General features: G+C 51.1%; 6 protein-coding genes. 1 reads left to right on the top strand and 5 read right to left on the bottom strand.

Features of this window, described 5'->3' with window-relative positions; translation table 11 throughout:
- Nucleotides 1-219 precede the first annotated feature (219 nt).
- Complete coding sequence (locus IJN28_08215) at nt 220-1,179, bottom strand: GPR endopeptidase (GenBank protein ID MBQ6713752.1); 960 nt, start codon at nt 1,177-1,179, stop codon at nt 220-222.
- 141 nt (nt 1,180-1,320) lie between these two features.
- Between IJN28_08215 and rpsT the strand changes: the two genes are divergently transcribed.
- Nucleotides 1,321-1,584, top strand: coding sequence for a 30S ribosomal protein S20 (gene rpsT / locus IJN28_08220; protein MBQ6713753.1), 264 nt, complete (start codon nt 1,321-1,323; stop codon nt 1,582-1,584).
- A gap of 90 nt (nt 1,585-1,674) precedes the next feature.
- Here the strand turns inward: rpsT and holA are convergent, their stop codons facing one another.
- The 4 genes from holA to IJN28_08240 all read right to left on the bottom strand — a co-directional run.
- Nucleotides 1,675-2,688, bottom strand: coding sequence for a DNA polymerase III subunit delta (gene holA / locus IJN28_08225; GenBank protein MBQ6713754.1), 1,014 nt, complete (start codon nt 2,686-2,688; stop codon nt 1,675-1,677).
- A 15-nt stretch (nt 2,689-2,703) separates the two neighbouring features.
- Complete coding sequence (locus tag IJN28_08230; protein ID MBQ6713755.1) at nt 2,704-5,082, bottom strand: DNA internalization-related competence protein ComEC/Rec2; 2,379 nt, start codon at nt 5,080-5,082, stop codon at nt 2,704-2,706.
- A 9-nt stretch (nt 5,083-5,091) separates the two neighbouring features.
- On the bottom strand, nt 5,092-5,637 hold the full coding sequence (locus tag IJN28_08235; GenBank protein ID MBQ6713756.1) for a ComEA family DNA-binding protein: 546 nt from the start codon (nt 5,635-5,637) through the stop codon (nt 5,092-5,094).
- A 159-nt stretch (nt 5,638-5,796) separates the two neighbouring features.
- On the bottom strand, nt 5,797-6,465 hold a 669-nt coding region (locus tag IJN28_08240), incomplete at its 5' end, for a class I tRNA ligase family protein (protein ID MBQ6713757.1).

The raw sequence follows: 6,465 nt of genomic DNA on the forward strand, positions 1-6,465 counted from the left end.
ACTGCTGCCGCCCGCTGTGACAGGCACCGCCTCTTCCTCTGCGGATGATTGCCATAAGGCAATTACCATGACCGCCAATAATAATACGATGCCTATTTTTCGCGGAAACTCCCACCAGATAATGCGACACGACCTCTTTTTGTTCCACATAACGGACTCCCCTGCCTGTACCATGATTCATGGCAATATATGAAGGAAGTCCGTTTTTTATTCGCGATATTATTGCAAGTATCTTGATTGACCGTCCCCCGTCATAGACGAATAGAGTGCCTTGTTGATACTGCGGCTGATGATACGCGCCATATCTGCGATAAGCCTGTCGATATCGCGCGGTGTCACCATCAGTCGGCTCAACGCTTCAGGCATATTGGCGCGCAGGATCGCTCGTCTGCGGTCTTCCGTCACACGTTCTCCGCGTGCGAATCGGCAAGCTACCTGTCCTGTTCTCTCAAGGCTGTGCAAAATATCGAGCGCGATCGTCGAAGCATAAATAACAGTCGGCACGCCGACAGCGATCACAGGCACGCCCATCGACTCCTTATCAATGCCGAATCTCCGATTGCCGACACCCGACCCGGGATGTATCCCCGTATCAGAAAGCTGGACCGTCGTTGCCACTCGCTTGCTCGATGAAGAAGCAAGTGCATCAACTGCTATGATGACAGCAGGCTGTACGTGCTCTGCGACACCACGCAGGATCTCGGCCGTTTCGATACCCGTCACACCAAGCACTCCCGGAGCGAACGAGCAGACCGAACGCACACTCCTCGCCGCCTCATCCGTCATCATCTCCCGCATATGACGCGTCACGAATACACCTTCCACCGTACGCGGACCGAGCGCATCAGGCGTACTGCTTCGATTGCCCAGCCCCACAACGAGCACTGTCCCCTCCTGCGGGATCATCTCCTGCACTTCTCGCGCAAGCAGACGAACCAACTGCTGCTCTGCCTGCGCATCTTTGCCGACACTGTCCTTCACCTCAAACGTCACATACGTTCCCTGCTTCTTGCCGAGTGCACGTGATGCCGATTCCGTTTCGATACGTACCTTCGTCACCTTCACATCATCTGTCTGCTTTTCCTCTACCATGATACCCGACACCGATGAGCGCACCTCTTCTGCCATCATCTCTCGCGCCTCGAGTGCCAAGTCTGTACGAAACATATTTTCCTCCATCAGCCCACCTCCATCGACCTTCTCAAAAAAAATCATCGTTATCCAAAATAATTCCCGCAACTTACGAAAAATATTACTTGCTTTTTCCTTCAAGACGTGATAAACTACTTCAAGTAATGTACTTATAGGGAGGTGAATCTCTTGCCGAATATTAAATCTTCTATCCGCAGTGTAAAAACCGATGCTGAATTGAATGCAAAAAATTCCGCTGTTAAATCTTCGATCAGAAAAGCAGTTCGCAAACTGAACGAAGCGATTGAAGCAGGTCAAACGGAAGAAGCGAAAAACCTCCTGACGAACGCTGTCAGCGGTTTCGACAAAGCCGTACAGAAAGGCATCGTTCATAAAAATACCGCCGCTCGCAAAAAATCGCGTTTGGCACAGAAAGTTAACGCTATGGCATAATGATGCACTTAAAACGCTTACCGAATCGGTAAGCGTTTTTTTGTTGCCTGTACCAAAAGAACCGAGAAGCACACCTGCTTCTCGGTTCTTTTATCTTCTTGCCATACAAAGTGATATGATGACTTCTTCCAGCACCGCACCGTCCGTACGCCCGCTTTTGAGTGCTTGTTCGGCATCTGCCAAGTCGCACATAGCGCGTCTGAGTGATGTGAGAGAAAAGTTTTTGCTTTGGCGAACAAGTTTTTCGGCAATGAACGAATGACGGATACCCGTTTCACGCATCAAGTCGTCCATATTGCCGCCACTGCCTGCCACTGCGCTTGCCTGCCACAGCATACGCACTTGTCTTGCCAACAGTACTGTTGTCTTGATAAGAGGCACACCGCTGTCTTCTTGTTGTCTGAGAAGCTTGGCAACCTCAGCTGTTTTCTTATCACCGAGCGCATCCAAAAGACGGAATACAGACGCTTCGGGAATCGCCGCCATGCTCTCTGTCAGCACCGCGCGGTCTATCATTTTTTTGTCCGTATATAAGGAAGCTTTTTTCATCTCCTGCTCGACGAAATCGAGCGATATCTCGTTCATCAAATTCAACACCGACAGAAGATACTGCATTCCGTCAGCCGTTATGCGGATACCCAGCTCCTTCGACCTCTTCTGTATCCACGGAGAAAGTTCTTTCGGTTTGAGCGGCTCGCACTCGATGACTGCCGCACATTTTTTGACAGCTTTCGCTATCTTTTTACGACCGTCTATCTTCCCCTGCACAACGAGCACCAGTCGGCAATCGTCAGGGACATTCGCTACCAATTCGGCGATGCGCTCTTCGTCCGCTGTATTACCGCGCCCCGATTGGAGCCATCCTGCATCACGCACCAAAACGCCGTACCGCCCGCCGAAGAACGGTACACTGTTCACTGCCTCCGCAAGCACAGCATACGACGGCATCTCTTCTATGATATGCAGATTCGCGTCCCACTCCTCGCGCGGCAGATGATCTTCCAGCACTTGATTCGTATATTGCCGCACCAGATATTGCTCACTTCCGCAAAAGACATACACGCGATGTGATTCTTTTATCTTTTTTTCATGATCCAAATACATAGCTTTGTTCTCCATTTATTGCTCGGCTATCCGCACGCCGTCTTCATCGGCTTCTATCAATACATATCCGCGTTCATCGATGCGCCACACATCAACATCCTGTTCTGTCAATCGCTTGAGTACAGTCGGATGCGGATGACCGAACGAATTTCGATATCCTGCCGAAATGACCGCATACTTGGGCGCACACTGAGCCAAAAACTCTGCCGAAGTCGATGTCTTCGACCCATGATGCGCAACACACAGCACATCACTTGCCACATCAAGATTCTGCATCAATATCGATTCTTCCTGCAATGATTCCATATCACCCGTAAACAAAAATCGTTTACCTGCATACGATACGCGTACCAGATTCGACGCTTCGTTGCCGCGACGCTGTCCCTGCATCTCTGTCGGTGCGTGCAGGATCTCTATCGTCACACCGTCTATCTCGCGTTTTGCATTACTATCGGCATACTCGACCGCCCGATACCGCTCGTCTTGACGGAGCAGGTTGCGGATACTCTTCGACTGATGCTCTCTCGCCACAATGACCGTATCGACAGGTATCGCACGCACGACTTCTGCCGCACCGCCCGCGTGGTCTTGATGCCCGTGTGTCAGCACCATCATATCGAGCTCTTTTACACCTGCATAACGAAGATACGGCACAACGACACGCAGTCCCGCATCATACGCACCGTCACCGCGACCGAATCGACCGCCTGCATCAATGAGGATAAATCTCTTATTCGGCGTTTCAACGAGTGCCGCATTGCCCTGTCCCACATCGAGATAATGGACACGCATCTTATCTTCCGCAGGCATCATCAGATATGCACAACCGACGATAAAGAAACATACGACAGCGATACCGACCTTCTTCCACGACAACCTGCTCCACAGCATAGCTACGCTCGGAAGCACGTTCGGATGATAACCGAACAGCCAGAGAAGCACAACGTAATAGCCTGCACCCCACCACAAGGATATCTCGGACACATCGACCGATGCAAACGGCATCATCGCAAAGAGGCGTACTTCTTCCATTGCCAAGCCAAGCAAAAGCCCGCAGCCGACAAGACAGATCGTGCCGCCCCACGTCCACAGGCACGATATCAATAAGCCGACCAGACCAAGCACCATCGTAATCTCCAAAAACGGAACGATCGTCAAGTTGGCTATCACACTGCTGAGCGATATCCGATGAAAATACCACACGATAAACGGCACCGTCGCCAGCTGTGCGGCGATCGTCACCCCGATACTGCTCGCCATCCATCTCGGCAGGCGCGTCATTCGTTCTTCCAATTTGGGCACGAGATAGATAATACCTGCCGTCGATGCGAACGATAACTGATAGCTGATATCGAAGATAAGTGCAGGCTCATATGCCAGCATCCCGACTGCGACGAGCGACAGCGCATTGCGCGCATCACGCTGACGATGAAATGATAGCGCGCCGAATGTTGCCATGCCCATCACGACGGCACGAATGACAGGTGGTGTCATACCTGCCATCAACGCATATCCGGAAATAACACTCGTCACCACGATGAACTGCAGCACACCGCGGAGCCGAAGCAGACAACAGACAATGAGCACAAAGCTCGACACCACCGCAATATGCGCGCCCGATACCGACAAAATATGGATAATACCGAGTACCGAAAAATTCTCTATCCATGCGGGCGGTATCCCATAATATCCGCCGAACAAGATCGCAAACAAAACAGCCGCATCTCGTTCGGAGAGAACACTTATAAGCCGCTCTCTTACCGATTGGCGAAGGTCGGCGACCCATCTATGCCAATCTCCTTCTGTCTGCGCGACCCATACATCATCATCCTGCACAGTCATGCGACCGTACACACCATCACGAGCATACATCCCCGCTCGATCAATGCGTCCCGGATTTTGAAAGTCACGAATCTCCTTCACCTTACCGTACACGTTGATGATATCACCGATACGCGCATCGTGTTTCTCTTTATCTGCATAAGCCGTCACAAAAACAGTCGCATCAGGGTTCGCGATGTCCGTCCCCTTTTGCAAGCGCAGCACATCGACGGTATACGTCACCTGCTTCGTTTTCTCGTCAAGCGATATCGGCCTTGCTTCTTTCGTGCTGATGCCCGTTATCAAAACATCCTGCCCGATCCACTCCTCGAGCGGGTTGATCTTCTCCGCATCAGACAACTGCATCACAAGGCATCCGCCCGCTAAAAAGAGCAGCGATACCGTGATAAGCCCATGTTTTGCCTTCTTTATCATCACCGCCAGATGGCAGGTAAGCGCAAGTACGAACAACGCACACCCGATCCGCCAATCTGAGCATTGACTGCCGAGCCAAACGCCGAGAACGAAACCGATCGCTATAGAATTGACAAGCACCGTACTCGTCTGTTTCATATCGTTCTCCTATTCCACCCGAATCAAGGGCTTCATCTTCTCGTATTTTTTCTTACCGATCCCTTTTACTCGCTGGATATCAGCGACCGTAGGGAATCTTCCGTTCGCCTCACGATATGCTATGATTCGTTTGGCGAGCGCAGGACCGATACCGGGCAGTCTGTCCAGCTCCGTTATGCTTGCCGTATTGATATTGACAGGTCCGCTCACTGTAACTTTTTTCTTCTTTCTTGCAGACTTTTTCGTTTCTTTCGTCTGTGAAACCTCTGCCTGCACAGGTGCAACACGTATCACCTGTCCGTCGATGAGTTCTGCCGACACGTCGACGCCATCCATCTTCGCCTCGGGCAAAATACCTCCGCACGCTTCTATTGCATCGATGACACGCATCCCATTCACGAGCGCGATACTGCCCTGCTGGCGCACCGCACCCTCGACACGCACAACGACCGTTTCTGCTTCACGCACCTCCGGGCGACCGCTGATATACACACTGATACAGACCAATATAAGAGCCATGATCGTCACGATCCACAGCTGTCTGTGCTTATCCATACGGTCCACCTCCACAAGCAGTTTCTTTATTTACTTCCTCTTTTCGAGCGTATTCCCCTGCTTTTTTTGACAATTTTTTCATCTATCATTCGCAAACATCTTCACTATCAAAAGCAAAAGGCGAACTGTCGATGCAGTCCGCCCATGTTTATGCTATTTTTATTTCACTACGATATTGACGAGTTTTTTCGGTACACAGATAACTTTTACGACCTGTTTGTCACCGATGAAGCCTTGTACACGCGGGTTCGCGAGTGCGAGCGTTTCCATTTCGTCTTTCGTTGCCGTAGCAGGGAGAAGCACTTTGTCACGTACTTTGCCGTTGATCTGGAGTACGATCTCTACCTCGTCCTGTACGAGTGCGCTTTCATCAAATGTCGGCCACGTGCATTTGTGGATACTGCCTTCTTCGCCGAGCTGTGCCCAAAGTTCTTCCGTCATGTGCGGAGCGAACGGAGCAAGGAGGCGAAGGAGCGCGCTCACGACTTCTTTCATCAGACCGCCGCTTACTGCATTTGCATCTTTGATGCCATAGACAGCGTTGACAAGTTCCATGATGGCACTGATAGCCGTATTGAAGTTATAGCGTTTGTCGATGTCTTCCGTAACCTTTTTGATCGTATGATGAAGGATACGGCGAAGTTCTTTTTCTTCTTTCGTGAGCGAAGCTGCGTCATATGCAGCCGCGCCTTTGATAATGCCTTCGTACTGTGCGACGAGTCGCCATACACGGCTGAGGAAGCGGAATGCACCCTCTACACCCTGGTCGCTCCATTCGAGGTCACGTTCGGGCGGTGCCGCGAACAAGATGAAGAGTCTTGCCGTATC

The sequence above is a fragment of the Selenomonadales bacterium genome (genome assembly GCA_017442105.1).
In the GTDB taxonomy this organism is placed as follows: domain Bacteria; phylum Bacillota; class Negativicutes; order RGIG982; family RGIG982; genus RGIG982.